Consider the following 26,725-nt stretch of genomic DNA (forward strand, 5'->3'; position numbering starts at 1 on the left):
ACTACTCTTTTGACTGACCAGCCGCGTCCATGCGTTCCTGCTCGTCCATGACGATAGCAGAATCAATCACCGGACCCAGGTCACCATCGAGCACGTTCGACAAGTTATACGCCTTGTACCCCGTGCGGTGGTCAGCAATGCGGTTTTCAGGGAAGTTGTAAGTGCGAATACGCTCCGAACGGTCCATCGAACGTACCTGCGACTGGCGCACCGCAGCTTCCTCCGCCTCGCGCTCCTCACGCTGCTTTTGAATCAAACGCGCCTTCAACACGCGCATAGCAGCCTCACGGTTTTGAATCTGCGACTTCTCGTTCTGCATCGACACCACAATGCCCGACGGAATATGCGTAATACGCACCGCCGAGTCCGTTGTGTTCACCGACTGCCCACCCGGACCTGACGAACGATACACGTCGATGCGCAGATCATTTTGATCAATCTCGATCTCTTCATCGTCGTCCTCGACTTCAGGAACCACGATCACGCCCGCAGCGGAAGTGTGCACACGTCCCTGCGACTCCGTAACCGGCACTCGCTGCACGCGGTGCACGCCGCCTTCGAACTTCAAGTTCGCCCATACGCCGTCCTCCGGCGCCACGTTACCTTTCGAAGCAATAGACAGCGAGATTTCCTTCAAACCACCCAGGCCCGTAGGCGTTGAAGACAACTCCTTGACCTTCCAGCCCTTCGTCTCCGCGTAACGCGTATACATGCGGGCAAGATCAGCCGCAAACAGCGCCGACTCCTCGCCGCCCTCACCGGCCTTCACTTCCAAAATCACATCATCAGCATCAGAGGGATCACGCGGGACCAACGTGCGCACCAGCTTGTCGTGAGCTTTCTCCAGAGCCTGCTCCATACCGGGCAACTCCGCCGCGAACTCATCATCGAGCTCCGCCATCTCCTGCGCCGCCTCAAAATCTCCCAGCGCCTGCGTGAACCGATCAGCAACCGCCTTCACTGCGCCCAGCTCTGAAAAGCGCTTCGCAAGCTTGCGCGAACGCGCCCTATCGCCCAGCACCTGCGGATCAGCAAGTTGAAGCTCAACCTCCCGATACTCCTGAAGCAAAGGCTCAACCGCCTGCAATTCGTGGCTGTAATCTTGACCCACTTGGTCCTCGCTTTTCATCAAACTGGCCGGCTTAGCGGCTCCCTACGTCCAAAATACAGCAGCGGCGCCACGCCCCAAACCTGGGCGCGGCGCCGCCGAAAAATAACTAGCGCTTACGCTTACCGTAGCGAGCCTCGAAGCGAGCCACGCGACCACCGGTATCAAGAATCTTCTGCTTGCCGGTGTAGAACGGGTGGCAGTTCGAGCAAACATCAACGCGAAGCTGATCTTCGCCCAAAGTCGATGCCGTATCAAACTCATTGCCGCAGGTGCACGTCACGTGCACTGCCTTGTAATCGGGGTGTACACCCTGCTTCATGGTTTTCTCCTTAAGGAATTCGAGGATGCCGGGTCCAGACGCTTAATTCGCTGGTGAACCGGAACCGCCGTTTAGTCTGCCAGGTTTGGCCACTAATTTCCAGGTGGCCGGCCGTACAATAGGTCACTATCTACGGCCGGTCCCCGCTAGTCTTTTGGCGTCGTCTTTGCGATCGCCATGAGGAACTCCGCGTTGTTTTGCGTGTCCTTCAACTTATCAAGCATAAGCTCAAGCGCCTGCTGCTGATCGAGCTGGCCAAGCACCCGACGCAGACGCCACATGATCGCAAGCTCTTCCTTCTTAAACAGCATCTCTTCACGCCTCGTACCCGAAGCATTGACATCAACCGCCGGGTAAATGCGACGCTCAGACAGCTGGCGCGACAAGCGCAACTCCATGTTGCCCGTGCCCTTGAACTCTTCGAAGATAACCTCATCCATCTTCGAACCAGTCTCCACAAGAGCCGAAGCGATAATCGTGAGCGAACCGCCCTCTTCGACATTACGCGCAGCACCAAAGAACTTCTTGGGCGGGTACAGTGCCGAAGCATCCACACCACCGGACAGGATGCGACCAGAAGCCGGCGCTGCCAGGTTGTATGCGCGGCCGAGGCGCGTGATCGAATCGAGTAGAACAACCACGTCGTGACCCAGTTCAACCAGGCGCTTAGCGCGCTCAATTGCGAGCTCTGCAACGATCGTGTGGTCCGAGGCAGGACGGTCAAACGTCGAGGCAATGACCTCGCCCTTAACCGTGCGACGCATATCGGTGACCTCTTCAGGACGCTCATCCACGAGAACAACCATCAGGTGCACATCCGGATTGTTCTGCGAAATCGCATTAGCCATCTGCTGCATGATGATCGTCTTACCTGCCTTAGGCGGCGAAACGATCAAGCCACGCTGTCCCTTACCAATTGGGGCCACGAGATCAATGATGCGCGGTGTGATTGCCTTCGGCGTGGTCTCAAGACGCAGGTGCTCATCCGGGTAAAGCGGGGTTAGCTTCGAAAATTCGGGGCGTTCGCCAGCCTGCTCGACCGAAATGCCATTGATCGAATCAACCGCAACAAGGGCGTTGTACTTCTGACGCTGCCGCTCGTTCTGACGCGGCTCACGGATAGAACCAACAATCGCATCACCCGGACGCAGGTTCCAACGACGCACGTTGCCAAGGGTTACGTAAACGTCATTCGGCCCAGGTAAGTAACCGGAAGTACGAACAAACGCGTGGTTATTCTGTACGTCCAAAATGCCTGCAACCGGAATCAATACGTCATCTTCTTGCAACTGCGGCTCTTCATCATCGCGACGACGCTTCGTGCGATCCCGACCACGACGCCTACGACCACGGTCATCGCGGTCTCTGCCATCGCGGTTGTTATCGCGGTTGTTGCGCTTGTTTCGCCTGCGGTTTGAGCCGTGGTCGCCATCCGCTCCATCATCGGAATGTGAATCTTCTGCCGAAGGTAGCTTGATCTCATCAAGCAGGTTCGTAGTGCCAGCTCCGTCGTGCGAATCTTGAGGCTGCCCCAGCTCCGCCTTCACATCCAACTGGATGGCTGCCGGGGTTCCCCCATTGCTCTCCGCACGGCGGCGCCTACGACGAGGCTCAGCGGAGTCCTCTTTGCCGGTTGACTCACTCTTGGAGGCAGGAGTCGAATCCTCACGCTTCTTCTCTGTGCGCTTCTGCCCAGATTTAGCCTGCGAGTTTTCTTCCGACTGCGGTTTCGATCCCTGCGCGCCTCGAATCGCTGCCAGAAGTTCAGCTTTACGCATCTTCGCCGTGTCCTGAAGTCCCATTTCAGTGGCAACTTCACGCAGTTCAGCAAGACGCATCTGCGACAGTGGGCGCTTTTTAGTAGTTGGGTTTTCGCTCAACGAATTTCCTTACTTTTACCGGCCATAGGCCATGAAAGACTGCTATTAAAGCAGGAGCGTTTCCATCATTGATACAGGAAGAAAGAGACACAAAAGATGAGAATGCATTCTTCCCGGCGCTAAACGCAAGATGGAAGATTTAGATAGCTAACAGTAGTTAGCAGTGGCTCAACGAGCCGCTCCCAATGCTATCAGCAAAACACTCGTTTTGAAAATATACACAAGCCGCGAGGACCTACAGGCCCGCAATTGGGCTCTCCCCACCCTCACGAGAAGCCTCCATAGACGCGCCAGCCGCCGTAATACCAGGATTCTTCACCGTCCAGCCGGCAGCCTTCGCCTCGTCCACAAGTTGCGGATCAAGCGTTCCAAACACAAGCACCGACGGACCCGCGCCGGAAACTACAGCGGGTAGGCCCTCGCCACGCAAATACTGCACCAGATCGTAAGTTGATGGCATTGCCTTAGCGCGCTGTGCCTGGTGGAGGCGATCCTCAGTCGCATCCATCAGATGTTCCAAAGGTGCTTGACCCGAAAGAATCAAAGCAAGAAGCGACGCCCTCGAGAGATTAAACGTGGCATCTTCGAGCGGAACCTGCTTTGGGAGCGCTGCCCGGGCCTGCTTGGTTGAAACCTCGAACTTTGGCGTTAAAACCCAAGCGTCAAGGCCTTCGCGCGGCGGCCGCACAACCGTTTTCGCTTCCTTCCCCATCCAAGAGAACGTTACTCCGCCAAAAATAGCTGGGGCAGCATTATCCGGGTGGCCCTCAATCTGCGTAGCCAGCTGGAACACCTCGCCCAACGACATCGATTCTTCGCCCACCAGGCCGCGTGCCAACATCAAACCAGCCACTGCGGCAGCCGCTGACGAACCCATACCCGCACCGTGGGGAATTCGATTACGCGCCACCATCCGCAGGCCGACCTGCGGCATATCCAAGTATTCGAGCCCCTTGCGCACCGAACGGACAATCAGATTGTCCTCGCCCTCGGGAACCTTCCCCGCGCCGTGGCCCATCACCTGCACGAATGTTTCGCCCACAACCGCGCGTAGCTCGACCTCGTCAAAAATACCAAGCGCCAACCCCGCGTGGTCAAAACCCGGACCCAAGTTTGCCGACGTTGCCGGCACCTTCACCCGAACAAAATCATTTGTGAGGCGCATTATGCCTCACCCTCAATTCGGAACACCGATGCGACCTCAACCACTACGGGCAAATCGCGTAGCTCAGCGAGGACTCCATCCATGCTCTTTCCCGACGTAGCGCTGGTAGACAGGGTTACCCGCGTGGCCTCCCCCGGCTTAGTCATCTCTTGCGAGACAGTGATCAGCGAAATGCCGCTTTGCCCAAACACGCCCGCAACTTCGGCAAGCACGCCCGGCCTATCTGCAACCAGCAAAGAAACCTGGAAGCGAGAAGACGCCATACCCGGACTCAAAATCGGTAGCTTCGCGTACCGCGACTCGCGCGGCGCATGGCCACCCAAAACCCGGTGTGAAGCGCCCGCCACCAGGTCAGACAGTACCGCCGAGGCCGTGGGCGCGCCTCCCGCACCCTGACCATAGAACATAAGACGGCCAGCAGACTCGTTGTCCAATAAGATCGCGTTAAATGCACCAGAAACCGTGGCCAGAGGGTGTGAAACCGGGATCAAAGCGGGATAGACCGCCGCAGTAATGCCTTCTTCACCAGTCGCGCTAGAACGCTCCGCCACCGCGATCAGCTTAATTACCATGTCCGACTTCGCAGCCTGCGCGATGTCCTGAGCAGTAATGCTACTAATCCCCTGCGCCTTAACATCTGCCATCGAAACGCGCGTGTGGAATGCGAGCGAAGCCATAATTGAGCACTTCGCAGCGGCATCAAGTCCCTCAACATCAGCCGTGGGGTCAGCCTCGGCAAAACCAAGCTCCTGCGCCCTTGCCAGCGCATCCTCGTACGTTGCCCCCGTTGTGGTCATCTGATCAAGGATGAAGTTAGTAGTGCCATTCACGATTCCAACCAGGCGATTCACCCGGTCACCCGCGATCGACTCACGCAATCCGTACACAATCGGAATCGCACCGGCCACGGCGGCCTCGTAATAAAGATCAGTGTCGTTTTGTTCCGCAAGCTCATAGAGCTCCGCGCCGTGCTGGGCCAGCAGAGCCTTATTGCCAGTAATCACCGTTGAACCATTACCGAGGGCACGCTTCACATACGTGAACGCAGGCTCAATACCGCCGATCAGCTCGATCACAATGTCGGCCCCGTCGATCGCCTCATTCGCATCCGTAGTGAGCAGAGCAGGATGAACCTCAAAATCACGCTTCGCGTTCACATCGCGCACCAGCACCGACTGAACCTGCAAACGAGCCCCGGCCCGCGCGGCCAGATCCGCCTGGTGCTCCTCAATCAGACGAATCACCTGCGAACCAACCGTGCCCGCACCTAAAACGGCAATCTTTTGAACACTACTCACTTTTCCTCCACAAGTTCAGCGGTGTTTAGCGCGGCGTCACGCGCAAACAAATCCTCGAGCTTTTCCGGATAAATCAGCCAATGCGGCTCCCCCATGCCCACGCCGAGCGTGCCCGGACGAGTCAGCATGTTGTAGTTCGACGACATCGAATGCCCGTACGCGCCCGTTGCGGGCACAGCAAGCACATCACCCTCGTGAATATCACCAGGCAATGCCACATCAGAAACCACTATGTCACCGGACTCGCAGTGCTTACCCACCACGCGAGCCAAGCGCAGCGGCGCATCCGAAACCCTGTTAGCCAGCAGCGCCGTGTACCTCGCTTCATAAAGAGCGGGACGGATGTTATCCGACATACCCCCATCAACCGACACGTACAGGCGTGAGCCTCCCTCAATCGGCACATCTTTAACCGTGCCCACCCGGTACAGCGTCACCACAGCCGGGCCGATTACCGACCGCCCCGGCTCCACTGACACATGCGGCACTTTAAGATCAAACTTCTCGCACGCCTCTCGCGCAGCGCCCGCGAGCGTGCGAGCAATATCCTTGGGCGCGAGGGGCTGAGGGTCCGCACCCGTGTACGTGATCGCGTAGCCGCCACCCAAATCAAGTTCGTGGCAAACCACGCCCTCATCAGCCAACTGCTTTGCCAAAGACAACAGGCGCGAGGCGGACTCGGCAAACGCCTCGAGGTCACGAATCTGGGAGCCAATATGGGCGTGCAATCCCATGAACTCAAGCGAATCATGTGCCGCAATTTTGCGGGCAGCCTCCAGAGCCGTACCCGACGCCAACGACAAGCCGAACTTCTGGTCTTCATGCGCGGTTGCAATGAACTCATGCCCACCAGCATGAACACCCGTAGTTACACGAATCATCACTCGGGCGCGGCGGCCCAACTCACTGGCAATGCGAGCAACCCGCTCCACCTCGCCTATTGAATCAACCACAATTCGTGCAATGCCACGGGTTCCAGCGCTGATCGCCAAACGTAGTTCTTCATCCGACTTGTTGTTGCCGTGCAACCCCACCAGATCAGGATCCGCGCCCGCACGAAGCGCGAGCGTCAGTTCACCCAAGCTCGCCGTATCCACGCCCATGCCGGCGCTAGTGACCAGTTCAATCACGCGCCCGCTCATCAGGGCCTTAGCCGCGTAGTTCGCCGAGCCCCCGCCCATGCCATAGCCGTCCCAGAACTCCTCGGCCATAACCGTTGCCCACACGTTCGCGCGGCCATGCAGGTCGGCTTCGTCCAGCACGTACAGCGGCGAACCGTACGACTGCACCAGTTGCGTAGCGCTGACTTTACCGAGCGAAAGCTCAGTTCCATCATGCCTTGCACTCCACGGCCACAGATCGGGCCGCTCGCTTGGCCGCGGCGCCAAAAGATTATTGAGGTCGTGGCTCATCCCGATAGTCCCTACATGCGCTCTGGGGCGGACACCCCGAGTAGGTCCAAACCGTTACGCAGAACCTGCGCCACCGCATCGTTCAACCAGCGACGAGCCACGTGACCAGCATCAACCTCTTCGTCCGCACGCGGCGTCACGCGACACTGCGCGTACCAAGTGTGGTAAGCGCCAGCAAGGGTTTCGAGGTAACGCGCCACGCGATGCGGCTCCAAAAACTCCGCCGCCTGAGCAACCACCGTTGGGTACTGCGCGAGCACACCCAAAAGCTGCCCGTCTGCCGGGTGCGATAGCGCCGCCGGATCAAACTCGCCGCTACGAGTAACGCCGTATTCCTCCGCGTTGCGCGCCACGTTAGCTGTACGGGCATGCGCGTACTGCACGTAGTAAACCGGGTTGTCATTCGTGTTCTGCGACAGCAGGTCAAGATCGATGTCGAGGTTTTGATCCATTGACGCGCGAGTAAGCGAATAACGAGCCGCATCCACACCGACCGCATCCAGCAGATCATCCAGCGTCACGATCGTGCCCGCACGTTTGGACATGCGCACCGGCTTGCCGGAGCGGACCAGGTTAACCATCTGACCGATCAGAATCTCCAGGTTCTCATGCGGCACATCGCCAAACGCCGCGCACATCGCCATCATTCGGCCGATGTAACCGTGGTGATCCGCACCCAGCAGATACACGGCCTTATCAGCACCGCGCGCCCTCTTATCCAAGTAGTACGCCAGATCGCCCGCAAAATAAGCGGCGTCGCCATCCGACTTCACCAGCACACGGTCCTTATCATCACCAAAGTCGGTGGTGCGAAGCCACAGTGCGCCATCCTTTTCGAAAATGTGGCCGCGCTCGCGCAAAATCCGAATCGCCTCATCCACTGCGCCGGACTCATGCAAAGAATCCTCGTGGAAGAACACGTCAAACTCAGACCTGAACTCCTTTAGCTTCACCTTAATCTCGGTGAACATGAGCTCCACGCCGCGGGCGCGAAACGCCTCCACGGCCTCGCTTTCACTCAAGTCCAGCGGATTTGGCTCACCGGCCGCAAGCGAGTCAGCGATCACCTGCTTCGCGATGTCCTCAATATACTGACCGCCGTAACCATCCTCGGGCGCCGGCTGCCCCTTTGCACGCGCATACAGCGAACGGGCAAAACGATCAATCTGCGCACCGTGATCATTGAAGTAGTACTCGCGAGTAACGTCCGCGCCAGCTGCCTTCAACAGGCGGGCCATCGAATCGCCAACCGCCGCCCAACGCGCGCCACCAAGATGAATGGGGCCGGTTGGATTAGCCGACACATATTCCAGATTCACATGCTTGCCAACCTGTGACTCGTTACGGCCGTAATCCTCGCCCGCCTCCAAAATAGTGCGCGCAAGCTCGCCGGCCGACGCCGCATCCAAACGGACGTTAATAAAGCCCGGGCCGGCTACCTCAGCCTGCGCAATACCGGCCTCGGAAGCCAAACGATCCGCAATAATCTGCGCGAACTCGCGCGGATTCATCCCTGCCTTCTTCGCCAGACGCATCGCGATATTCGTCGCCCAATCACCGTGCTCACGGTTACGCGGACGCTCCACAGTTACATCCTGCTCGATGTCCTCGGCGTCCAAACTAATCGCACCGTCGCTCACAGAGCCGGTCAGAACCTCATGGATAAGCTTTTCTAAATCTTTAGGAGTCACGTCCCCAATCTTAAAGGCAAACCCCCGCCCCGCGTAACCAGAGCCCACCGAGCGAACAAAGCCACCCGAAATCGAGGCATGCAAAAAGGGCAGGCCCGCAACCGGACCTGCCCTCGAGTGCATATAAATCAGTGCTTATTCTCGTACTCGCTCATCAAACCAATCCGGTAAGCGTGACGAGAATCGCCCGAAAACTCCGTTGCAAGAAACACATTCACAAAGTGAGCGGCCTCTTCCATGGTGTGCTGACGGGCACCAATTGCAATAACATTCGCATCATTATGCTCGCGAGCCAACACCGCAGTGGCCTCATTCCACACCAGTGCGGCGCGAACACCCTTCACGAGGTTCGCGGCCATCTGTTCACCGTTGCCACTACCACCGATCACGATGCCAAGTGAACCCGGTTCAGCCGCCACGGCCTCACCACAGGGAATACACATCGTTGGGTATGCGTCGAGCGCATCGTACTGCGTTGCACCATGGTCAACGACGTCGTGGCCCGCCTCCTTCAACATTTCAATCAGGTAGTTCCGAAGCTCAAATCCAGCATGATCAGCTGCGATGTGTACGCGCATTGCGACCTCCAAAGAAAGATTGTTTACCTAATTATTACACGAAGCCGCGGAACATAGTTGAAAAGCAAAATATGGCCCATCAAAAGGGCCTTTACCCGCTCACGCCACAAAACGAAAAGCGCCCCGAACAGGACTCGAACCTGCGACCTTCTGCTCCGGAGGCAGACGCTCTATCCGCTGAGCTATCGGGGCCTGGCTATCTGAAAAGCCGTTGTAATCGTACCAGGGAGGCTAAGAAACCGTTAAATGAGACCGGTGATCACAAGGATTTGCGGGCGCGAATAATCTCACGGACCAAAACCGGATCGTCCGAGATGATCGCATCAACACCAGCATCTAGCGCTTGAACAATCTCTTCTGGCTCATTCAGCGTCCACACATGCACCCCAATCCCAAAGGAATGCGCAAAACTAACAAAACGTTTAGACACCAGCCGGATAGGACCGATCTTTAACGGAATTTGTGCGGCCACCACTCCGAAGCGCGGCCAATTCTGTCGTGTAACCAGACGCCTCGTGTTCGTCTGCGCGGCAAGAAACAGGCGCGCAACCTCCACTTGTCCCAAGGAAGTGCTAATCTCCGGCGCAACCTCGCGGATACGCTGCAGGCGGCCCGAATCAAATGAGGCTAAACACACTCTATCCATCGCACCGTGAGCGCGGATAACCTCAATCATTGGACGCCAAACGTCCTCTTCTTTCGCATCGATATTTAGCTCTAGATGAGGGAAAGCCTGCAAAACCTCAGCAAGCAGAACCGGGCCGCGCGCAGAACCGTTGATCGTCACATTTTGCAACTCTTCCAACGTGTGAGCCGAGACAAGACCAAAACCGTCCGAAACTCGATCCAGAATCGGGTCGTGTATCAACACCACGTGGCCATCAGCCGTCAAATGAGCGTCCGTTTCCACGAAGTGAAAACCGAGCCTATCGCAATTCTCGAATGCTTCCCACGAGTTTTCCGGAGCCAAATTAGCGCCGCCACGGTGCGCTACAACCAGCGGGGCTCCTCTACGAGGAACGTCATACATAAACTAGTCACAACCTTGGCCTGGCTGGCGAGCATTATTTTGTTGCAACCACACCATTGGATCCACCAGCTGATCGTCTTTATCATGCACCTCAAAGTGCAGGTGCGGGCCGGTAGAAGTTCCCGTATTACCCACCGAAGCGATCCGCTGTCCCGCGCTTACCTGATCCCCAGCCTTCACCAGGACATCCTCGGCGTACATGTGCGCGTAACCGGTGTAAAACACCTCTCCATCGGACTTAGTGTGCTTGATCAAAATCCAATAACCGTAGCCCTCCATGGGCTCCGATGCCTGCACCACGCCATCTGATGCAGCAAAAATAGGAGTTCCATTCGGGCTGGCCATATCCAGCCCCTCATGCAACTTGGAATACCCCAGAACCGGGTGGAACCTATATCCGAACGGGGACGCAATGTTGAACGTTCCCTCAAGTAGCGGCCAAACAATAGGCGCAGATTCTGACACCGAACGGTTACCGTTAGCGGGCATCACCTGTAGGCACTGCGAAATCTCAAGGGGGGTGCGAAGCTTTGCCCTGGAGGCCGCGCCTGCAACCTCACGCAATCCCTCTGCCTCTGCAACAACGACATCAGCGCTTTTAGCCCACGAGGATTGTGCGACCGGTGAAGCTACCACCTTTGAAGGTAGCGCAATTGAAGTATCTGGCCCAACGAAACCAGTTAGTGGAACCGCCACGGTGGCTGCCGCAACCACGGCTACAAGACCACCCTTCAAAAGACTCAACCAACTAGGTTTTTGGATCTTGCGCTTCGAAGACGCTTCTGCCTGCTCACGAAGCTGACGACGCGTAGGGAAAGGCGAGCCATTTGGAGAATCATTCACAGGCAAAATAACTCTTCCCTTCCCGAAAGCATGTAATAACAGGGTGACTCACACGAACTCACGCGGTGAATACATAACGAACTTATAACGCTGGGCCGCGCGGATCAACCCGTTTGAAAAAGCTGTGTACAGACTCACGCCCATCACTTCAAACCGGCACCAATGAGCTACAGACCCAAGTTCGACTCACGCATCCAAGTTGCGCTCGATGAAAACATCCTCACGCTGTAGCGAGTCTCTAACCTCGCCAACCAACTCTTCAATAACGTCCTCTAAGAAAAGCACGCCAACCGTCTGACCATCCTTTACAACCTCTGCCAGATGCGTACCCGAGCGTTGCATGATGCGCAACGCATCCTCGACCTCGTCACCTGCTTGCACAACCGGCATCTCCCTAAAACGCCACTCATCCAATGGCAAGTCCCGCTGATCAGGGCCCGCGAACAAGATGTCCTTCAAGTGGATATAAAAGACCGGCATGCCTTCTTCATCCACCACCGGGTAGCGTGAAAAACCAGTTTTTGCGACCTCGCGCTCCAGCTGGGCAGGCGTCACGTCACGTGGCACGCTCACCAGCTCATCTACCGGCACCATAACGTCACCAGCGCGCTCCTCCGAAAACTCGAGCGTTCCGCTCAGCAGACCGATCTCGTCATGAATGGTCCCTTCCTGCTGGGATAGCTCGACGATCGAAGCAACCTCCTCGGCGGTAAACGACGCGGCAACCTCATGGCGTGGTTCCAAACCGAACAAGCGCACGAACCAGTTCGCAATATGATCAAGACCCACAACGATGGGACGGAATACGTGCCCAATCGCAACCAGGGGCGGCGCCAGAATCAACAGCGCCTTATCTGGGGCCGACACCGACATGTTCTTCGGTACCATCTCCCCGAAAACCACGTGCAGGTACAGCACCAGTAGCAAAGCCAAAATAAACGCAACAGCATGTGCGGACGCGGCTGGAAGCCCCACGGAATGCAAAGGACGCTCCACAAGCCTTGCAATGGCGGGCTCTGCAACCGCACCCAACGAAGTCGAAGCGATCGTGATGCCAAGCTGGGAGATCGACAGCATCAACGAAACGTTCTCAATGGCGTACAGGGCCGTCTTGGCGCCTCGTTTCCCCTCGTCTGCGAGCGGCTCTATTTGCGCCCGACGTGAAGAGGTAACGGCGAACTCAGCGGCCACAAAAAATGCATTCAAAAGTAGTAGCAACAGCGTGATTAGAAGGCCAGCGGTGATACTCATTTGGTAGCCTCCCTGCCCTCATCCGTTGGTTCTGGCTCAGCTGCGCGCACCAGGATCTGATCTATGCGGCGCCCATCCATGCGCAAGATCTCTAAAGTCGTGTTTTCAACCTGCACCTTGTCATGAGGCTCCCCGATACGACCGAGCTTGAGCATCATGAACCCACCCAGAGTCTCGTACGGACCATCCTCGGGAACGAAAATGCCGGTACGTTCTAGTAGCTCATCGGGACGAAGAGTGCCGGGCACCTTCCACGAGCCATCATTTTGGCGTCGAATGCCGTGGCGGCGACGGTCGTGCTCATCAGCAACTTCACCAACAATTTCTTCCACCACATCTTCCAACGTGACGATTCCGGAGGTGCCCCCGTATTCATCCACTACCACCGCGATTTGAAGACCTTCCGCGCGAAGCATGAGGAGCAACGGAGCAAGCGCAAGGGTTTCCGGCACGCGGAGCACTTCAGAAGTGAGCGAGGAGGAAAGCACGGACACTTCGCTTCGCTTATCCCAAGGAACCGCGATTGCGCGGCGAAGCGACACGAAAGCCACGATGTCGTCCGAGTCATCACCCACAATCGGGAAGCGCGAGTGGCCCGTAGTGCGCGCAAGCTCAACCACGTCAGCCGCTGAGGCAGACTCACCCAAATAGACCATGCGACCGCGATCCGTCATAACGTCGATCGCCGTTAGCTCTCCAATACCAATCGACTTGGTAAGTAGCGTCGCAGTCGAGGTATCCAACGTGCCCTCCTGCGCGGAGTGGCGCACAAGCGCGGCAAGCTCTGACGCGGACCTCGCCGACGAAATCTCTTCCATCGGCGTGATCCCCATAGCGTGCAGCACCCCGTTGGCAGTATCGTTCAACACCTTAATAAGCGGGTGCAGCAACTTTGTGAATGCCGCCTGTACCGGCGTAACAAGGCTCGCACTGTGGAAAGGATCAGCTAGAGCCATGTTCTTTGGAACCAGCTCGCCAAACAGCATCGAGAACGCGTTGATAAAGATGACGGACAGCGCCACGGCGATTGTGGTTGAAAGGGTGAGAGCGAGGCCGAAGCTTGTAAACATCTTCGTGAACAGGTTCATCAAAGACACTTGCGTGGTGTAACCCAACAGAATGGTTGTTAGCGTAATACCCACCTGCGCACCCGAAAGCTGGGTGGACAGGATACGCAGTGCTTTAACAACCTGCTTCGCTTTTTTGTCGCCTTCATTTGCCCGCCGTTCCACCGACGCAACATCGAGGGCCACATATGAAAACTCTGCGGCAACAAAAACAGCGGTGCCCAGCGTGAGAACAACTCCGAATAGGAGCATTAGGACGTCATATATCACCGGCTCATCACCGGCCTGAGACTTCGAGGAGGTTCATCTTTATGCATCTATCCCAGCTTAACCGTATTTCGATACACGCGTGCAATAGGTGTTGATTACCTCATTTACGCTGGCTTTTCTGCGCCCGATTAAGTCTTTTCCAAAGCCTCTAATCCCCTTCAACTTTTAAGGTCCAAGCCATAGGTGATTATCAGTTGAGCAAATAACTGTAAAATCTCTCTATATCAAGAGAAAACGGGGATTATTCGTCCTAAACTGATTGAAGTTGCAACGCCCGATCACCATCGAAGCGATCAACTGGAATCGTTGACAATATCGCGAGCCCAAGGAAACAGGAGCGATGACAGAATACACACCCGGCCCGATTCAAGCAGCACCCCGCCCTCCGGCCCCGCCTGCCCCTCATGATCCGTCGAGGATTTCCGCAGACTCCGCTCCCGTAGAAGCCTCTGCTCCAATCGCCGCGTCCGCGTCACGTTTTAACCCGAACGCTATCGACGAAACCCGCGCAGACCTCCCTCCCATTCCTAAATCCAAGGTCGCTGAGGCAACGTCGCCATACACCCGCCTTGCAAAAGCTCGTGCCGCGTCAATACTCAACAGCGAGGCACGCTCAGAGGATGAGACCGAAACCCTAAAGGGAGCGTTCCGTGCCGTTGCGAAGAACATGGAAAGCTCCCTCGAGGTGCCCACTGCAACCTCGGCCCGTCAGATTCCCGCCAAACTCTTGATTGAAAACCGTGCCGTTATTAACGGCCACCTCGCCCGCACTCGCGGCGGCAAAGTTTCTTTCACCCACCTCATCGGCTACGCGCTTGTTGAAGCCCTGGTAGAGATGCCTTCAATGAACGTGCGATACACGTTCGACGATAAGGGCAAGCCCGCCGTTGAACACCTCGCGCACGTTGGCTTCGGCCTCGCAATCGACATTCCTTTGAAAGATGGGAACCGCATGCTCATGGTGCCCGTCATCAAAGAAGCCGACACGCTGACGTTCGCCGAGTTCGTTGCTGCCTACGAGGACATCGTCAAGCGGGCGCGCGAAGGCAAGCTGGGTGCGGGCGACTTCCAAGGCGGTACCGTTACCCTTACGAACCCGGGAACGATCGGAACTACGCACTCCGTTCCCCGCCTAATGAAGGGGCAGGGATCGATCATTGGCGTAGGTGCAACGGACTACCCTGCCGAGTGGGCGGGAGCCTCACCGCAGCGCCTGGCAAAAATGGGCGTTGGCAAAATCATGACGATGACGTCCACCTACGATCACCGCATCATCCAGGGCGCAGCTTCTGGAGAACTTCTGCGAATGGTGTCACGCAAGCTTGCCGGTCAAGACGGATTCTACGACCGCGTGTTTGACTCCATGCAGGTTCCGTACGTTCCTTACCGCTGGGAACGCGACAAGGAATACAACGAGGAACGCGAGAAGGGTAAGCCCGCACGCATTGTGGAGCTAATCCACGCCTACCGCGTTGCCGGTCACCTCGCTGCTAACACCGACCCGCTCGACTACAAGGTTCGCCGCCACCCCGACTTGAACCTGTCGACGTACGGGCTAAACGTTTGGGACTTGGACCGCTCGTTCCCAACCGGCGGCTTTGGCGGCCGCGACCACATGACGCTACGCGAAATCCTCGAGCAGCTTCGCGACACCTACACCCGCTCCACCGGCATCGAATACATGCACATGGTTGACCCGGCCCAGCGCGAGTGGATCCAAGAGCGCGTTGAAAAGCCTTGGGAGAAGCCCACACTTGAAACCCAGCGTCACATCATGACGATGCTGAATAAGGCAGAGGCTTTTGAGCATTTCTTGCAAACCAAGTACATCGGCCAAAAGCGATTCTCCCTGGAGGGCTCTGAGTCACTGATTCCACTTCTGGACCGCGTACTTTGGGTGGCCGCCCACGATGGGATCGCTGAGGTTGCCATCGCAATGGCACACCGTGGCCGCCTGAACGTGCTGGCCAACATTGCCGGCAAATCTTACGGCCAGATCTTCTCTGAATTTGAAGGCAATCAAGATCCTCGCTCTGTCCTTGGATCAGGTGACGTCAAGTACCACCTTGGTACCGAAGGTATTTTCACTGCAGATGACGGCGCGGCAACGAAGGTATACCTTGCCGCTAACCCGTCCCACCTTGAGGCTGCCGACGGCGTCTTGCAGGGCGTTGCGCGTGCAAAGCACGACAAACTGAACGAGCCCGGCTGGCCGATTCTGCCAATCCTCATCCATGGTGACGCCGCTTTTGCCGGCCAGGGCGTTGTTTACGAGACCCTGAATATGAGCCAGGTGCCCGCCTACCGCAACGGTGGCACACTGCATGTGATCATCAACAACCAGATTGGCTTTACCACGCCGAACACGGTAGCGCGCTCCACGAAGTACGCAACCGACATGGCTAAGAGCCTGCAGATTCCAATCTTCCACGTGAATGGCGATGATCCGGAAATGGTTGTGCGCGTTGCAAAACTTGCCTTCGCGTTCCGCCAGAAGTTCAACAAGGACGTCATCATTGACCTGGTCACCTACCGCCGCCGCGGACACAACGAGGGTGACGACCCGTCGATGACCCAGCCAGTCATGTACTCCCTGATTGACCGTACGCTCACCACACGTGATCGCTACACAAAGGACCTCATCGGCCGCGGCGATATTACCGAGGACGAGGCCGACAAGGCACTAGCCGAATACAACGCGCTACTGGACGAGATCCTCGAAGAAACGAGGAGCGCGGACAAGGCCGAGGTATCGGGCGAAGCCGTTGCCGGCCTGGAGCGTCCCGAAGCACAACGCGCGGGCGAAGGCATGATGATTGGTTGGGAATCGCCAGTAACCCGCGAGGTTATTGAACGCATTGGCGACGCGCACCTGGCCATCCCAGAAGGGTTTACGCCACATCCGAAGCTTGCAAAACTACTCGAAAAGCGTCACAAGATGTCGCGCGAGGGCAAGATCGACTGGGGCTTCGGTGAACTGATCGCTTTTGGTTCGCTACTGATGGAAGGCACCCCGGTTCGCATGTCCGGCCAGGACGCGCGCCGCGCTACCTTCGTACAGCGCCACGCCGTCCTCCACGATCACAACGACGGCCGCGAGTGGACGCCACTGAACTTCCTGGTGGATAAGCAGCCTAAGCTCGACATTCACGACTCAACACTTTCTGAATACGCACCAATGGCGTTCGAATACGGCTACTCGCTGGAGCGCCCCGAAGCTCTAGTTCTTTGGGAAGCCCAGTTCGGTGACTTTGCCAACGGCGCGCAGACCGTCGTTGACGAGTTCATTTCATCCGCGGAACAAAAGTGGGATCAGCGCTCCTCTGTGACGCTACTACTGCCCCACGGTTACGAAGGCCAGGGGCCGGATCATTCCTCGGCACGCATCGAGCGTTACCTGCAGCTGGCTGCGGAAGAAAACATGTGGATTGTCCAGCCGTCCACTCCGGCAAACTACTTCCATCTGCTACGCACGCAGGCGTACAAGCGTCCGCGTAAGCCGCTCATCGTGTTTACGCCCAAGCAGTTGCTCCGCCTCTCTGCCGCTTCTTCCGCAGTTGAGGATTTCACCTCCGGCCACTTCCAGCCCGTAGTCGGTGAAGCCGACCAGGCGATCACCGCGGGCGCGCAGGCAGTTAATCGAGTGATCATGTGTTCGGGCCGCGTCTACTACGACCTCGTGAAGGAACGCCAGCGTCGCGGTGACAACAGGACAGCGATCGTGCGAGTAGAGCAGTACTACCCGCTTCCGCTAGATGAGCTGAAAGCAGCGATTGCGCCGTTTGGCGACGCCGAACTGGTATGGGTGCAGGATGAACCGCAAAACCAGGGCGCTTGGCCGTTCCTGGCACTGAACCTGTTCCCGCAGATCGACCGCAAGGTTAAGGTAGTGTCTCGCCCGGCGGCCGCATCTCCGGCAGCTGGCACCATGGCCCTACATAAGTACCAGCACGAGATTTTGATGGACGGCGCGTTCGAACGCTAAAACACCACGAGGCGGGGCTGGCGTTAGCCGGCCCCGCTTTGCGTGTATTGTGAAGGGCTGAAGGAGACGATTGTGAACGAAATCAGGCTTTGCGTGATTGGGGACGAACTCGTAGCGGGAACGGGTGATCCTCGTGCCCTCGGTTGGATTGGAAGAGTGCTTGCACGCACCAACGTCCCAGAGACCATGAACGTGTTTCCCCTTGCCATGCCGGGAGAATCCACCACCGAAATGTCACAGCGCTGGGAAAACGAGTGCATGCCGCGATTCAAGGATGGGGCAGACAACCGACTTATCATCGCCGTCGGTAAACAAGATGTGGAGACCGGGCTTTCAACACCGCGAACCCGCCTCAATCTGGCAAACATGGTGGATGTTTCAGCCCAACTTGGTATCAAAGTAATGATTGTTGGACCTCCCCCACTTCAAACTTCCGATTCACGCCAACTATCCGAGGTGGTACGTGCTTGCCGCGAGGTTGCCGAGCGCAGGTCTATCCCATTTGTGGACACGTTCTCGCCCCTCTTAACACACGACCAGTGGCATGACGATATCGCGATGTCACAGACCGGCCTACCAAACCAAGCGGGCTATGGGCTGCTGGCATGGATCGTGCTACACAACAACTGGTTCGAGTGGATAGGCTTGCCTCCTCGTGCATAGAATCGGTTAGTCCAGTTTTCCTTATGAAGATTTGTGAGTGATATGCAGTCAAATACGCAGTTAGGGGTTCTAACTGACAGGTTTGGTCGTGTTGCTCGCGATCTGCGCGTCTCTTTGACAGACCGATGTAACCTGCGCTGCGAATACTGCATGCCCGCCGAAGGGCTTGAGTGGCTTCCAACGGAAAACACTTTGAGCGATGAAGAAATCCTGCGCCTGATCCGCATCGGCATCGAAATGCTCGGCATCGAGCAGGTGCGCTTCACCGGAGGGGAGCCTCTACTTCGCCGCTCCCTTGAACAAATCGTTTCCCGCACCAAGGCCATGACTACCCATTTGGGCGCGCCACCGCAGATTTCGATTACCTCAAACGGACTCGGCCTCGATAAGCGTGCCGAAGCTCTTGTCAAAGCCGGCGTGTCACGGGCCAACATTTCGCTCGACTCGCTTGACCAGCAGCGGTACGCAGCTATCGCCAGGCGGGACAGGCTGTCCGACGCATTGCGGGGCATCGAAGCGGCAGATCGGGCCGGCATGAGCCCAATCAAAATCAACGCCGTTGCGATGAAGGGCATCAATGAAGACGACATTGTCGAGCTTCTGGCCTTTTGCCTTGACCACGGTTACCACCTGCGTTTCATTGAGCACATGCCGCTTGGTCCCGCTCATTCATGGAGGCGTGACCAGCTACTTACGCAGGCCGACATTTTGGAGCGGCTTTCAACGAAGTTTGAACTAACTCCTTCCTCAAAGCCGCGTGGTTCAGCGCCGGCAGAGCTTTGGAACGTAGCCGCGAGCGCAGACCACCCCGCTGGGGACGTGGGCGTCATCGCATCTGTGACGAACCCGTTTTGCGACGACTGTGACCGCACGCGGATCACGGCTGATGGGCAGATCCGCACATGCCTATTTGCAACCACGGAAACAGACCTACGTGGCCCGTTAAGAACCGGGGCCAGCGACGAAGAGTTGGCAACCATTTGGATGGGTGCCACCGAACAAAAGCAAGCCGGGCACGGCATGGGCAGACCCGATTTTCAACCCCCTACACGCACGATGTCAAGGATTGGTGGATAGTGGCTACGATCCGTTTCTTTGCCGGGGCGGCCGAGGCCGCCGGACGTTCAACCATTAGCGTCGATTCTGCACCAACCGTTGCAGGATTACTCCAGCAGGTTAGTGAGGGAAATGACGTGCTCGAAACAGTTATCTCCCGCTCTCTGCTACTGGCTGATGGCAAGAAGGTTCTTCTAACCGATTCCGCTGCATCAATCGAAACACTCGACGTGCTTCCTCCATTTGCTGGCGGATAACTAAAACCTCATTTGCAGGCGTTACTCGAAACTCGAGTAACGCTATTTTTTTATTGAGACGAGCCTTTAGGTGAGTCAATCTACACCGTAGTTCGTTCATCCTAAGGACGAGTTTACTAACACGATCGTTTTTAATTTCACCATGGTTTTCTATTTGCAAAAATACTGAACGCCACTTTCTGGCGGAAACATAGGGATATGGGTCACACCAAATTAGCCGGCCATAGTATTTAGGAAAAGTTGCAGATTTAAGGAGGAAATCGTGTCCTTGGCCGACGTCAAACCACGAGAGGGTACACCGGGTCCCTCCCGTCGTTCATTCTTAAAATGGAGCGCCGTCGCCGGAACCGCGACCGCGCTAGCCGCATCCCCCGCAGTGTTCTCCGGTAAGCCGGGCGTTGGTGAAGCAAACCAAGCTTTTGCCGTCGAAGGCCACCCGGAAGCAGAAAAGACAGTTTGGAACGCCTGCGTTATCAACTGTGGTTCCAGGTGCCCACTTCGACTACAGGTTAAAGATGGTCAGGTTGTTCGCGTGCTTCCCGATAACACGGGTGACGACGGCCTATTCACCCGTCAGATCCGCGCGTGTGTACGCGGCCGCTCAATGCGTCAGCGCATTCACAACCCCGACCGCATCAAGGTGCCTCTAAAGCGCAAAGAAGGCACCAAACGTGGTGAAGGCGAATGGGAAGAGATTTCCTGGGACGAGGCTTTCGATCTTGTTGCTGAGCGCTTGAAGTACACGTACGACACGTACGGCCCACAGGCGGTTTACCGCAACTACGGTTCGGGCACTTGGAACGCCCACATTGCAACCAGTGCAGGATGGCAGAAGCTGTTCAACCTCATGGGCGGATACCTCGGTTACTACGGTAACTACTCCTACGCTCAGATCGGCACGATCACCAAGTACTTCTACGGCTCCCCCGACGAGCAGATTTCAAACTCCTTCGAGGACGCCGCGCTGCATTCCGACCTCCTCGTCCTCTGGGGCAACAACCCAATGGAAACGCGCATGTCCGGCGGTGGCCTCACGTTCACCTCACTGTGGGCAAAGAAGCACGGCAAGTGCAAGATCATCGTGATTGATCCGCGCTACTCCGATTCCGCGCAGCTACTGGCCGATCAGTGGGTCCCGATTCGCCCCGGAACCGACGCCGCTCTTGTAGCCGGTCTGGTTCACGTGATGCTCGAAGAGAACCTGCACGACCAGGCGTTCTTGGACAAGTACACGATTGGCTTCGATGAGGATCACATGCCGGAAGGGGCGCCAAAAAATGCCTCTTACCGTTCCTACATTGAAGGCAAGGGAGAAGACGGCATCGAGAAGACCCCCGAGTGGGCTTCAAAGATCACCGGTATTCCCGCGCATACCATCCGCCAGCTCGCCCGCGAGATTGCAGGCGCAAAGGCATGCAACATCTCCCAGGGTTGGGGCCCGCAACGCCACGCAAATGGCGAGAACCAGGCAACCTCGATCTACCTCCTCGCTTGCGTGACCGGTAACGTCGGCATTGCAGGTGGCGGCACCGGTGGCCGCGAAGGCTACTACTGGCCAGTCACGAAGTGGCTCGACAATGGTGAAAACCCCTGCCCGGCGCAGATCTCTTGCTTCGGCTGGACTGACGCAATCGATCACGGTGAAGAAATGACAGCGGCTCGCGACGGTGTTCGCGGCGTAGACAAGCTAGACACCGGCATTAAGTTCCTGCTGAACTACGCAACCAACATGCCGGGCTCGCAGCACGCCGACATCAACCGCACGCGCGAGCTTCTGCAAGACGAAACCAAGTGTGAGTTCATCCTTGCCATCGACAACCAGATGACGCGAAGCGCAGAGCTTGCCGACCTCGTCCTGCCCGACACCACCACAGCAGAACGCCACGACCTCGTGCCCTCCGAATACACGGGCGACATGGCCTACCTGCTCATCGTGGATAAGGCGATTGATCCGCTATACAACTCGATGCCCGCATACGAAATGGTTCGCGAGGTTGCAAAGCGACTCGGATTTGAAAAGGAATTCGAGGACGACCTGGAAACCCTCGCCCGCAAGATGCAGGCCGAAACGGTTCGCGAACACCCCGAATTCCCAAGCTGGGACGAGCTACGCGAAATCGGCGTATACCGCTACCAGAACCCCGAGGGAACAACGATCGCACTAAAGGAGTTCCGGGAGGACCCTGAGGCGAATCCGCTAGAAACACCGTCGGGCAAGATCGAGATTTACTCGACGCAGCTGGCAGAAATGGCAAAGACGTGGGAGTTCCCCGATGCCAAGCCGGGCGACGAGATTTCGCCAATCCCGAAGCACCTTGCAACTTGGGAAGGCGCAGAAGAAGCACGCACAAACGAGGAATATCCTCTGCAGTGCATTGGTCACCACTACAAGCAGCGCACGCACTCCACCTACGGCAACCTGTCGTGGCTTAATGAAGCGCACCCCCAGATGGTGTGGATCAACACCATCGATGCCAAGGAGCGCGGCATCAAGAACGGTGACCAGGTATTAATCCGCAACGATCGTGGACGGGTTCGCATTCAAGCACGAGTTACCAGCCGTATCGCTCCCGGAGTTATTTCCCTTCCTCAGGGCGCGTGGAGCCGATTCGATAAGGACGGCGTGGATGCCGGTGGCGCAGTCAACACGTTGACTAGCTGGCACCCAACGCCGGTCTCTAAAGGCAACGGCCAACACACTGCCCTCGTTCAGGTAGAGAAGGCTTAGGAGGTTTATTGTGGCTGCAAAACTTGGTTTTTACTTTGATCAGACCGCTTGCAACGGGTGCAAGGCCTGCCAGATCGCTTGCAAGGATAAGCACGACACGCCTATTGGTGTGAACTGGCGGCGCGTAGTTGAGTACACGGGAGGCTCTTGGCAACAAGACGGTGACACCTTCACCCCGAACGTGTTCTCTTACTACACTTCCATCTCTTGTAACCACTGCGAAAACCCAATCTGCGTGCAGGTGTGTCCCACCACCGCAATGAGCCAAGACGAAGACGGCGTGGTTACCGTCGATCCGGGCAAATGTGTTGGTTGCCGTTACTGCGAATGGGCGTGCCCTTACTCGGCCCCGCAGTTCAACGCGGATCTCGGTTACATGACCAAATGTGACCTCTGCTCTGACTACCGTGCTACGGGTCAAAACCCCGCTTGTGTAGATGCCTGCCCCTCCCGCGCACTGGACTGGGGGCCAATAGATGAGCTACGCGAAAAGTACGGCGACGTCCAAGCCGTAGCACCGCTACCAGATCCATCTATTACCAACCCGAACCTAGTAGTTACACCCCACCGCGACGCTCAACCGTGGAACAACCCCTCCGGTGAGATCGCTAACCGAGAAGAGGTCTAGAAAGTGAACGTTCATGAATGGCCATTAACGGCTTTCACCATTCTTGCGCAAATGGCGGTGGGAGCTTTTGTCACGCTAGGTCTAGTAAACCTATTCGCCCAGACCAAGTACTCATCCAAGACCGTAGACCGCTTGGCCAAGCCTGCCCTCTACGCAATCGGACCGGTCATGGTTCTAGCATTGCTTGCTTCCATGTTCCACCTTGGCAACCCCCTGAATGCGCCTAACGCGATCCGTCACATCGCCACTTCGTGGTTAGCGCGTGAAATTCTGTTTGGCGCTGGCTTTGCCGGACTCGGATTCATCTTCGCGGCCGCCACCTGGTTTGGCTGGTTCAACGCGAAAATCCGTAACGCGCTAGCTATCTTCACCGCCATCTGGGGCCTGGGTTTCATCTGGGTTATGGCCCACGTATACATGCTTCCAACCGTTCCTGCATGGAACCACTGGACTACCCCTGCAACCTTCTACATCAGCGCGGCCCTAACCGGTAGCCTTGCAATCGCTCTGGCCTTCAGTGCCTGGCCGATCGTCTCAACAAAATGGCCCAAACTGGACCACGTCCTAACCGGGGCTAACAAGAGCGCGAACGATCCGGCGCAGGCACGCGCAGATATTCAAACTGAACGCGAAACCATCAGCCTGACCAACCAGGCAACCAAATGGATCGCAATTACCACCATCGCGATGCTCGCACTCCAACTAGTGGTTGGCACCTACGCCGCTGCTAAACCGGCCGGGCCCAACCCCGCCGAAGTTGATCCATCGCCAACCTGGTACGCCATTCGCCTCGTCCTGCTTATCATCGGCGCTGGCATCATTGGCCTCTACCTGACCCTAACCACCCACAAAAACCTCGAGGGCGGCCAGCACAAGCCGCTGCTAGCCCTCACCCTCACCAGCTTTGCCCTCGTGACTATCAGCGAGATCATCGCCAGGTTCCTCTTCTACGGAGAGATGAACAGGATCGGAATATAAGCCGGTAAGGACACACGCTTGAGGGCCACAAACACTTCGTTTGTGGCCCTCAAACTATTATCTGCATCAACTCTAGCTTTGGATGTCAGCTATACCCGTCCACTCGTGGTTACCATCTGGAAAATTCTGTTTCTTCCAAACCGGAACGCGAGCCTTAATCTCATCTACAAAATCACTGGTGGCACTGAACGCCATTGACCGGTGCGAGGCAGCAACGACAACAACCATCGCAGTCTCCCCCACTCGGACATGCCCAACGCGGTGAACCGCTGACACAGCATGTACCCCCTCGCGGCCAGCAATCTCCTCAGCAATCTCACGCAAAATCTTCTGTGCAATCTCGTGCGAGGAATACTCGATTGACTCCACGTCCCTGCCCTGGTCATGGTTACGAACCACGCCGTTAAACGTGATAACTGCGCCAGCCTTGTCATCCGCAGTGGCGGCTACGACCTCAGCCTCCTCAAACGGTTCCGGGCTAATCTCAACGCGAACAACGCGGCCACCACTCACTTAGATTCCTCCACAAAATTCTTCTCAATATCAGCAATCAAAGAAGCGATTTTAGCGCGTGCCGTTGTCACCGTGGCCTCATTGTCACCGCCAGCCGCTCCGGCCGCCAGACCAACCAAGAAAGCGGTAAGCGGAGTACCCGGACGCGAAGTGTTATGCGCAGTCATCTGCGCAAGCTTCAACAAATCGACTTCTAGATCCAGAACGACATCCTTATCCACCTCGATTATCTGCGCGGCGCGCGTAAGCCACTCACGCATTCGTTCCATTTTCTGCGGATCATCTTTGCGCTCCATGTGCCCTCCCAAATCTCAGTGAGCTAGATGCTCTTTTAATACTGTAACTATGCAATTCTAAGCCGCGCCGGGGTCAACCGCTCACCGAGTACGACAGGCACCGGCCATACACGGTTAGATAAACTAAGAGAAAGTAAACATTGCAACTAATGTGAGGAATGGCAGGCATGACCGTTTCAGCTGTGGAACAGGCCGAACGCATCTCGGCAGCTGGCAAAGTACTATCCCAGCTTTATCTAAGCGCTCCCGCAGAGCAGCTACGCGAAGCGATGTATTCCCCCCAAATGCTGAACGACTGGCCCCTCACTGACTCAAATTCTATTCAAGGAGTGCGCACCCTTCTTAGCTCGCGCCCCGAAAGCGAAGAAGAAATCAAACGCGACCACCTCTACCTGTTCGTTGGAGCCGGCCGAGCCCTCGCACAACCGTACGAATCCGTGCGTACCTCTGAAGAGGGTCTCGTTTTTGAAGAAGAAACGTTTGCCGTGCGCGCCGCCTACGCGAGGTTCGGGCTTCGCGCCCCCAACTTTAACCGCGAACCCGATGATCACATTGGCCTCGAAATTGCGTTCTTGAGCGACCTCGCGGAACGTGCCGCCGAGCAACTAGGGGCCGGCGAGGACGCAGAAGAGATCCGCCTGGCAATGCGCGACTTCCTATTTGACCACCTCGATCGGTTTGCGGGAGGAGTTGTGGAGGACGTTCGTAAGCACGCAAAAACCGCCCTGTACAAGGCCGTTGCCGAATTCACGCTAGGTTTCATTGCCAGCGTTCACGCGTTCGTTGAAACAGAAGGCGCAAATGCGGCCAAATAGTCTTGCTAACACAGCAGTATCGCGAATAGAGCTCCACGCATGAACGCGAGTCTGCTTAGATGGATCAGCGATGAGGAGCCCGCCATAACCCTCATCTGCGGCTCCGCTACTCGAACGTACAGCAAATCCACCACGCCCCTTCGCGTTGAAGGATGCATTGCCGACACCCCGCTGGCCCTCGCCCCGCAGATTCTAGCTTGTGGTGCAGAAACGCTCACCGTTGATGTGGATGCTTGCGAGTGCGAGAACCGCGAGCGGGCGAGAAAACGATTCGAGGTATGGCAAAGCCTGCTCGGACCAAGGATCAGCGAATATCAGGGTAAATCCCCTCGATTCCGCCCCGCGCAAGAGGTATTGGCGAACTCTGCCCCAGTTTCACGCCGGGCATTGTTTGGGCTGAGCTCGGATAGTTCATTGCCCGTCGACATTTCCGGCAATGAGAGTGCACAACTGAGCGCCGCCCTCGCAATCCTAGGAATCGAGCCTGAAATAGCTGACGAGTTTGCGACCGCCCCAAGCGCGGCGCGCCTGAAGGTCAGTGGTTGCACTGCCTGCGGCGTATGCGTATCCGCGTGTCCAACCCACGCCCTCGCCCTCGAAAATGCTAATGAAAAAGGTAGTTCCACCGCTGTTTTGATGCACGATCGCACCATCTGTGAAGGTAGTGCGAAGTGCATTGAACTATGCCCCGAAGATGCGATCAGCCGCGGGGCCACCCTTTCCCTAGCTGAGATGAAACGCGTGGAAGTTGCGCGCCTGCAAACCGCGAAATGTCGCAAATGTCAATCGTTATTTGAAGATGACGGCGAAGATCTGTGCCCCACATGCAGGCGTGTTGAACAAGATCCATTTGGGTCCTGGCTGCCACCCGGTTTTGAAAGAAAGTAGAAG

23 protein-coding genes and 1 tRNA gene are annotated in these 26,725 nt (G+C 56.8%); 9 read left to right on the forward strand and 15 right to left on the reverse strand.

What is annotated here, in order from left to right; all coding sequences use genetic code 11:
• Window position 1: 1 nt before the first annotated feature.
• From prfA to HMPREF2854_RS08010, 13 genes are all read right to left on the reverse strand, one after another.
• Window positions 2-1,111, reverse strand: coding sequence for a peptide chain release factor 1 (gene prfA, locus HMPREF2854_RS07950; RefSeq protein WP_261666690.1), 1,110 nt, complete (start codon window positions 1,109-1,111; stop codon window positions 2-4).
• A gap of 106 nt (window positions 1,112-1,217) precedes the next feature.
• Complete coding sequence (rpmE, locus tag HMPREF2854_RS07955) at window positions 1,218-1,430, reverse strand: 50S ribosomal protein L31 (protein ID WP_070621157.1); 213 nt, start codon at window positions 1,428-1,430, stop codon at window positions 1,218-1,220.
• Window positions 1,431-1,576: 146 nt separating this feature from the next.
• On the reverse strand, window positions 1,577-3,310 hold the full coding sequence (gene rho, locus HMPREF2854_RS07960; protein WP_261666691.1) for a transcription termination factor Rho: 1,734 nt from the start codon (window positions 3,308-3,310) through the stop codon (window positions 1,577-1,579).
• A 235-nt stretch (window positions 3,311-3,545) separates the two neighbouring features.
• Window positions 3,546-4,475, reverse strand: coding sequence for a homoserine kinase (thrB, locus tag HMPREF2854_RS07965; protein WP_070621158.1), 930 nt, complete (start codon window positions 4,473-4,475; stop codon window positions 3,546-3,548).
• Window positions 4,475-5,773, reverse strand: a complete 1,299-nt coding sequence (locus tag HMPREF2854_RS07970) for a homoserine dehydrogenase (protein ID WP_070621159.1) — start codon at window positions 5,771-5,773, stop codon at window positions 4,475-4,477. The genes thrB and HMPREF2854_RS07970 overlap by 1 nt, the downstream gene beginning before the upstream one ends.
• Window positions 5,770-7,185 carry a diaminopimelate decarboxylase gene (lysA, locus tag HMPREF2854_RS07975; protein WP_070621160.1) on the reverse strand — a complete coding sequence of 472 codons (1,416 nt, stop codon included), beginning with the start codon at window positions 7,183-7,185 and terminating at the stop codon, window positions 5,770-5,772. The genes HMPREF2854_RS07970 and lysA overlap by 4 nt, the downstream gene beginning before the upstream one ends.
• A gap of 11 nt (window positions 7,186-7,196) precedes the next feature.
• The gene (gene argS, locus HMPREF2854_RS07980; protein WP_070621239.1) at window positions 7,197-8,876 is read right to left on the reverse strand and encodes an arginine--tRNA ligase; all 1,680 of its coding nucleotides are present in this window, start codon (window positions 8,874-8,876) and stop codon (window positions 7,197-7,199) included.
• A 128-nt stretch (window positions 8,877-9,004) separates the two neighbouring features.
• The gene (locus HMPREF2854_RS07985; protein WP_034506292.1) at window positions 9,005-9,454 is read right to left on the reverse strand and encodes a ribose-5-phosphate isomerase; all 450 of its coding nucleotides are present in this window, start codon (window positions 9,452-9,454) and stop codon (window positions 9,005-9,007) included.
• 119 nt (window positions 9,455-9,573) lie between these two features.
• A tRNA-Arg gene (locus tag HMPREF2854_RS07990) sits at window positions 9,574-9,646 on the reverse strand.
• 67 nt (window positions 9,647-9,713) lie between these two features.
• Window positions 9,714-10,484: a glycerophosphodiester phosphodiesterase family protein gene (locus HMPREF2854_RS07995; RefSeq protein WP_034506299.1), complete on the reverse strand. Its 771-nt coding sequence runs from the start codon at window positions 10,482-10,484 to the stop codon at window positions 9,714-9,716.
• Between the two features lie 3 nt (window positions 10,485-10,487).
• The gene (locus HMPREF2854_RS08000) at window positions 10,488-11,327 is read right to left on the reverse strand and encodes a M23 family metallopeptidase (protein WP_052038714.1); all 840 of its coding nucleotides are present in this window, start codon (window positions 11,325-11,327) and stop codon (window positions 10,488-10,490) included.
• A 186-nt stretch (window positions 11,328-11,513) separates the two neighbouring features.
• A complete protein-coding gene (locus tag HMPREF2854_RS08005; protein ID WP_070621161.1) occupies window positions 11,514-12,578 on the reverse strand; it encodes a hemolysin family protein in 1,065 nt (354 codons plus the stop codon).
• Window positions 12,575-13,915, reverse strand: a complete 1,341-nt coding sequence (locus tag HMPREF2854_RS08010) for a hemolysin family protein (RefSeq protein WP_261666692.1) — start codon at window positions 13,913-13,915, stop codon at window positions 12,575-12,577. The genes HMPREF2854_RS08005 and HMPREF2854_RS08010 overlap by 4 nt, the downstream gene beginning before the upstream one ends.
• Before the next feature lie 340 nt (window positions 13,916-14,255).
• Here HMPREF2854_RS08010 and HMPREF2854_RS08015 point away from each other — a divergent pair, with 340 nt between their 5' ends.
• The 7 genes from HMPREF2854_RS08015 to HMPREF2854_RS08045 all read left to right on the forward strand — a co-directional run bounded on the left by HMPREF2854_RS08015 (window position 14,256) and on the right by HMPREF2854_RS08045 (window position 24,210).
• Complete coding sequence (locus tag HMPREF2854_RS08015; protein WP_070621163.1) at window positions 14,256-17,900, forward strand: multifunctional oxoglutarate decarboxylase/oxoglutarate dehydrogenase thiamine pyrophosphate-binding subunit/dihydrolipoyllysine-residue succinyltransferase subunit; 3,645 nt, start codon at window positions 14,256-14,258, stop codon at window positions 17,898-17,900.
• Window positions 17,901-17,981: 81 nt separating this feature from the next.
• Window positions 17,982-18,563: a GDSL-type esterase/lipase family protein gene (locus HMPREF2854_RS08020; protein ID WP_070621240.1), complete on the forward strand. Its 582-nt coding sequence runs from the start codon at window positions 17,982-17,984 to the stop codon at window positions 18,561-18,563.
• 42 nt (window positions 18,564-18,605) lie between these two features.
• Complete coding sequence (gene moaA, locus HMPREF2854_RS08025) at window positions 18,606-19,640, forward strand: GTP 3',8-cyclase MoaA (protein WP_070621241.1); 1,035 nt, start codon at window positions 18,606-18,608, stop codon at window positions 19,638-19,640.
• Window positions 19,640-19,876, forward strand: a complete 237-nt coding sequence (locus HMPREF2854_RS08030) for a ubiquitin family protein (RefSeq protein WP_070621164.1) — start codon at window positions 19,640-19,642, stop codon at window positions 19,874-19,876. Before moaA ends, HMPREF2854_RS08030 begins: the two co-directional genes overlap by 1 nt.
• A 262-nt stretch (window positions 19,877-20,138) precedes the next feature.
• A complete protein-coding gene (locus tag HMPREF2854_RS08035) occupies window positions 20,139-22,604 on the forward strand; it encodes a DMSO/selenate family reductase complex A subunit (RefSeq protein WP_070621165.1) in 2,466 nt (821 codons plus the stop codon).
• Between the two features lie 10 nt (window positions 22,605-22,614).
• Complete coding sequence (locus HMPREF2854_RS08040; protein ID WP_083309467.1) at window positions 22,615-23,232, forward strand: DMSO/selenate family reductase complex B subunit; 618 nt, start codon at window positions 22,615-22,617, stop codon at window positions 23,230-23,232.
• Between the two features lie 3 nt (window positions 23,233-23,235).
• On the forward strand, window positions 23,236-24,210 hold the full coding sequence (locus HMPREF2854_RS08045; RefSeq protein WP_034506322.1) for a dimethyl sulfoxide reductase anchor subunit family protein: 975 nt from the start codon (window positions 23,236-23,238) through the stop codon (window positions 24,208-24,210).
• Window positions 24,211-24,282: 72 nt separating this feature from the next.
• Here the strand turns inward: HMPREF2854_RS08045 and HMPREF2854_RS08050 are convergent, their stop codons facing one another.
• Together HMPREF2854_RS08050 and HMPREF2854_RS08055 are read right to left on the reverse strand one after the other, a co-directional pair.
• Window positions 24,283-24,723: a molybdenum cofactor biosynthesis protein MoaE gene (locus HMPREF2854_RS08050; RefSeq protein WP_070621167.1), complete on the reverse strand. Its 441-nt coding sequence runs from the start codon at window positions 24,721-24,723 to the stop codon at window positions 24,283-24,285.
• On the reverse strand, window positions 24,720-25,019 hold the full coding sequence (locus tag HMPREF2854_RS08055) for a DUF6457 domain-containing protein (protein ID WP_034506331.1): 300 nt from the start codon (window positions 25,017-25,019) through the stop codon (window positions 24,720-24,722). The genes HMPREF2854_RS08050 and HMPREF2854_RS08055 overlap by 4 nt, the downstream gene beginning before the upstream one ends.
• A gap of 167 nt (window positions 25,020-25,186) precedes the next feature.
• Between HMPREF2854_RS08055 and HMPREF2854_RS08060 the strand changes: the two genes are divergently transcribed.
• Both HMPREF2854_RS08060 and HMPREF2854_RS08065 read left to right on the forward strand, forming a co-directional pair.
• Complete coding sequence (locus tag HMPREF2854_RS08060) at window positions 25,187-25,834, forward strand: TorD/DmsD family molecular chaperone (protein ID WP_070621168.1); 648 nt, start codon at window positions 25,187-25,189, stop codon at window positions 25,832-25,834.
• Between the two features lie 39 nt (window positions 25,835-25,873).
• Window positions 25,874-26,722 carry an ATP-binding protein gene (locus tag HMPREF2854_RS08065; protein ID WP_070621169.1) on the forward strand — a complete coding sequence of 283 codons (849 nt, stop codon included), beginning with the start codon at window positions 25,874-25,876 and terminating at the stop codon, window positions 26,720-26,722.
• The last annotated feature ends 3 nt before the right edge of the window (window positions 26,723-26,725 follow it).

This window comes from Actinomyces sp. HMSC075B09 (genome assembly GCF_001812395.1).
Lineage (GTDB): Bacteria > Actinomycetota > Actinomycetes > Actinomycetales > Actinomycetaceae > Gleimia > Gleimia europaea.

Bases quoted from the DNA above. Each gene is read 5' to 3' on its own strand.
- rpmE (WP_070621157.1), bottom strand. From the start codon at position 1,430: ATGAAGCAGGGTGTACACCCCGATTACAAGGCAGTGCACGTGACGTGC.
- thrB (WP_070621158.1), bottom strand. From the start codon at position 4,475: ATGCGCCTCACAAATGATTTTGTTCGGGTGAAGGTGCCGGCAACGTCG.
- lysA (WP_070621160.1), bottom strand. From the start codon at position 7,185: ATGAGCCACGACCTCAATAATCTTTTGGCGCCGCGGCCAAGCGAGCGG.
- HMPREF2854_RS07985 (WP_034506292.1), bottom strand. From the start codon at position 9,454: ATGCGCGTACACATCGCAGCTGATCATGCTGGATTTGAGCTTCGGAAC.
- HMPREF2854_RS07995 (WP_034506299.1), bottom strand. From the start codon at position 10,484: ATGTATGACGTTCCTCGTAGAGGAGCCCCGCTGGTTGTAGCGCACCGT.
- HMPREF2854_RS08005 (WP_070621161.1), bottom strand. From the start codon at position 12,578: ATGAGTATCACCGCTGGCCTTCTAATCACGCTGTTGCTACTACTTTTG.
- HMPREF2854_RS08015 (WP_070621163.1), top strand. From the start codon at position 14,256: ATGACAGAATACACACCCGGCCCGATTCAAGCAGCACCCCGCCCTCCG.
- moaA (WP_070621241.1), top strand. From the start codon at position 18,606: ATGCAGTCAAATACGCAGTTAGGGGTTCTAACTGACAGGTTTGGTCGT.
- HMPREF2854_RS08055 (WP_034506331.1), bottom strand. From the start codon at position 25,019: ATGGAGCGCAAAGATGATCCGCAGAAAATGGAACGAATGCGTGAGTGG.
- HMPREF2854_RS08060 (WP_070621168.1), top strand. From the start codon at position 25,187: ATGACCGTTTCAGCTGTGGAACAGGCCGAACGCATCTCGGCAGCTGGC.
- HMPREF2854_RS08065 (WP_070621169.1), top strand. From the start codon at position 25,874: ATGAACGCGAGTCTGCTTAGATGGATCAGCGATGAGGAGCCCGCCATA.